The sequence below is a fragment of the Streptomyces sp. SID1328 genome (assembly GCF_009865595.1).
Lineage (GTDB): Bacteria > Actinomycetota > Actinomycetes > Streptomycetales > Streptomycetaceae > Streptomyces > Streptomyces griseoluteus.
Window position 1 is genome coordinate 1 of the sequence record NZ_WWKH01000923.1, and the last position, 3,640, is coordinate 3,640.

2 protein-coding genes and 2 pseudogenes are annotated in these 3,640 nt (G+C 73.1%); 2 read left to right on the forward strand and 2 right to left on the reverse strand.

The genetic code is table 11. The annotated features are described in order from the left end of the window. The coding region (locus tag GT030_RS29755) for a class I adenylate-forming enzyme family protein (RefSeq protein WP_161203742.1) at nucleotides 1–1,175 on the reverse strand (1,175 nt) is incomplete at its 3' end. Between the two features lie 312 nt (nucleotides 1,176–1,487). Between GT030_RS29755 and GT030_RS29760 the strand changes: the two genes are divergently transcribed. Next, the gene (locus GT030_RS29760) at nucleotides 1,488–2,468 is read left to right on the forward strand and encodes a hypothetical protein (RefSeq protein WP_161203743.1); all 981 of its coding nucleotides are present in this window, start codon (nucleotides 1,488–1,490) and stop codon (nucleotides 2,466–2,468) included. Nucleotides 2,469–2,473: 5 nt separating this feature from the next. Next, nucleotides 2,474–3,445: pseudogene (locus GT030_RS29765) on the forward strand (histidinol-phosphate transaminase); the annotation flags it as partial. Between the two features lie 3 nt (nucleotides 3,446–3,448). Here GT030_RS29765 and GT030_RS29770 read toward each other — a convergent pair. Further along, nucleotides 3,449–3,640: pseudogene (locus tag GT030_RS29770) on the reverse strand (MFS transporter); the annotation flags it as partial.

Below are 3,640 nucleotides of genomic sequence, written 5' to 3' on the forward strand. Positions count from 1 at the left end.
TCCCCGGCGTGCCGGGCGCGGTCGGGGCGGACGAGGTGGACGAACCCGTCGGCGTCGATGGCGGCCCGTAGCCCGGTGTGCAGCCAGCCGTCGGCCGGTTCGTCCGAGCCCAGGGAGACGGCCAACCCGTCTCCCCCGACCAGGAGTTCGCCGTCGGGCCCGATCTCGGCGCGGACGTGGGACAGCGGCCGCCCGACCGTGCCGGACCTGCGGGCGGCCGGGGTGTTCCAGCTCACCGCACCGGTGTTCCCGGCCAGCCCGTACCCGGCGTACACCGGCAGCCCGAGGCCCTCGCACTCGCGGAGCAGCGGATGGGGTACCTCGGTGCCGCACCACAGCAGCGGTACGCCGGGGGTGCCGAACAGGGCGGCCGGTACGGGTATGCCCTCACGGCGCGCGGTCCGGGCGGCGCCGATCAGGGCCGTCGCGGCGGGCGGGGTGACGGCGAGCGCGGTGGGCCGGACGGTGGCCGTCCAGTCCGGCAGGGCGGTGGCGGGGATACCGCGCGGCGGCAGCAGCAGGCAACCGCCGTCGGCGATGGCCATCGGGGTGGCTGCCACCTGATGGGCGAGCGCGCCCAGCGGGACGGTGACCGCGCAGCGGGCGAAGGCTCCGGCGGGCAACTCGGCTCGTAGCGCGTGGAGATGGGCGTCCACGGCGTGGGCGCGGATGCCGACCCGGCCGGCCGAACCCGCCGAGGCGGGGAGGATCTTGCAGATCCAGTCCCGGTCGTCGTCGGGGACACGGTAGGCGCCGGGCGCGGAGTCGGTGAGCGCGGCGAGGTCGACCGGGACGACCGGGCAGCCCTCGGGCAGTACGCGCCGGTCCGCCCAGGCGGCCAGCAGGGCCTGGCCGCGGGCGTCGGCGAGGACGGCGGACACGTCCGCGAGCAGGGCGGCCGCGGTGCGCGCGGAGGCGCCGGGCGGCACCGGGCAACCGGTCACCCGCAGGGCCAGCAGGGCGAGTTCGGCGACGACGGCCTCGGCGGTGTCGCCGCACAGGATGCCCACCCTTCGCCGGGGACCGGGGTCCAGGCGGTCCCCCAGGGCGCGGGCGGCGCGGGTGATCTCGCGGTAGGAGTGGACGACGGCGGTGCCGTCCTCGGCCGTCACCTCCACCAGCGGCCGGTCCCCGTCCTCGGCATGTCTGCGCAGGACGGTCTCAACGGCCCTCACGCTCGGTTTCCTCCCGTCGGGCGCGCCGCCGGGCGCGGTGGTGACGTCCGCCGGTCAGGCGGTGGTGCACTCCGGGCCGAACCGGTTCCAGCCGACGTCGTCGGACCCGAGCAGCGGAAAGCCGGTGATTGCGCCGTTCATGTCTCCCCCTCTTCGGTAAAGGCATCGAAAATCAGGGTTCGGGGAATACGCGAGCACCTGTGGGGTTCGCGGTTCGATCCTCCGACAGAACAACCGTCGCCCGTCGGCGAACGAACACAAAAGACCTAACATGCTTCGGGTCGGCGCAGTGCCGTGAAACGAAGGATTGAAATGGAAACAGCTCAGCGTAAATCGGGCACGGAAATGACCGGGGCGCCTTCGGATGAGCAGGGGCCCGGACCGCTCCGGGAGGCGATAGCCGCCTGCTCGGCCGGCCTCGCCGAGGACGTCCCGGACTACCGCACCACCATGCGCAACGTCGCCGAGGCCCTGAGCGGCCTCTCGCGCGCCGTCGCCGAGCAGGCCGACTGGGCGCCCCCGGAGGGGCGAAACGCCGCCGGGGCCCGTCCGGACACCGGGGAAACCGGCGGCGCGAACTCCGCTTTCCGGTACCTGAACGGCCTTCCGGACATCAACCGGGCCATTCAGAATGAGCTGGCGGGGGCCCGCGAGGAGATCCTCACCGCCCAGCCGGACGGCTCGCGCCCGCCCTCGGTGCTGCGCGACGCGCTCGCCTCGGTACGCCGGCAGCTCGCCGCCGGGGTGGCCATGCGGACGCTCTACCAGCACAGCACGCGGTTCGACGAGCCGACCAAGCACTACGTCAAGGTGGTGACCGAGTTCGGTGTCCAGGTGCGCACACTGCCGGAGTTCTTCGAGCGGCTCATCATCATCGACCGGTCGGCGGCGTTCATCCCGGGCAGCCGGGACCGGCAGACCGCGGTGCTGGTCCGGGAGCCGGCCCTGGTCGGTTTCCTCACGGACGTGTTCACCCGGCAGTGGGACCGCGCCGAACCGTTTCCCTTCGTCCCGGTGCGCGCCGCGGAGGCCGCCGGAGAAGTGATCCCGGACATGCGGGAATCGATCCGGAAACTCCTGATCGAGGGCCGCTCGGACAAAGAGATAGCCCGACGTCTGGGACTGAGCCTGCGTTCACTGCAAAGCCATGTGGCGCGCCTGAAAGAGGATTATGGTGCGCAGCACCGGCTGCAGCTCGGATATCTCATGGCATTGAGCGATCATTCCCCGGCCGGGCCGGATTCCGGGAATTCCCCGCGCCCTCGAGCGACCTCAGGAGAAACGCGTCCATGACCCGTCACGCGCTGGCCGCGAACGAGAATCCCTACCCGCCGCTGCCCTCGGTGCGGACCGCGCTCGCGGAAGCGGCCGGCGGCCTCAACCGCTACCCCGACCGCATGGTGACCGAGCTGGCCGACGCCCTCGCGGGCCGCCACGGCGTGCCGCGCTCGCACATCGTGACCGGCGCGGGATCGGTCGGCGTCACGCACCACCTGCTGCACGCCGTGGTCCGTGACGGCGACGAAGTGCTCTACGCATGGCCGTCGTTCGAGGCGTATCCGCACCTCACCGAGATCTGCCGGGGCACCTCGGTCCGGGTGCCGCTGCGCGAGGAGCGACACGACCTGGCGGCGATGGCCGACGCGATCACCCCGCGTACCGCCCTGGCCGTCGTCTGCAACCCCAACAACCCCACCGGCACCGCCGTCACCCGTGCCGAGCTGGAAGCCTTCCTGGACCGCGTGCCGGAGAACGTCCTGGTACTGCTGGACGAGGCGTACCGGGAGTTCGTGCGCGACCCCGAGGTCCCGGACGGCATCGAGCTGTACCGGAGCCGGCCGAACCTGGTGGTGCTGCGGACCTTCTCCAAGGCGTACGGCCTGGCCGCGCTGCGGGTCGGCTACGCGGTGGCGCACGAGGAGGTGGCCGCCCGGATCAGGCACACCGTGGTGCCGTTCGGGGTGAACGCGCTCGCCCAGTCCGCCGCCCTGGCCTCCCTGGCGGCCGAGGACGAGCTGCTGGAACGGGTGGAGGCGGTGGTCAAGGAACGCGACCGGCTGACCAGCGCGCTGCGGCCGACCGTGCCCGTGACCGCGTCGGAGGCCAACTTCCTGTGGCTGCCGCTGGGCGAGCGCACGACGGCGTTCGCGGACGCGTGCGCCCGGGCCGGGGTCGCCGTACGGGCCTTCCCCGGCGAGGGCGTACGCGTCACGGTCGGCTCGCCGGAGGCGAACGACGCCGTGCTGCGGGTCGCGGCGGCGCTCACCTGAGACTCAGTCCCGTACGGGCGCCGACTCCCGCATCTCCGCCGGGCGTCGCGCCTCCGCCCAGCGCACGGCTGGTTCCATGGCGAGGCCCGCCCCCAGGAACAGCGCGCCCACGACCAGCCAGCCCCCGGTGCCCCAGGACAGGATGAGCGTGGTCAGCAGCAGCGGGCCGATGAGCCGCGCGACGGCGGTTCCGGC

Coding starts and splice junctions, on each gene's coding strand:
- GT030_RS29760 (WP_161203743.1), top strand. CDS start 1,488: ATGGAAACAGCTCAGCGTAAATCGGGCACGGAAATGACCGGGGCGCCT.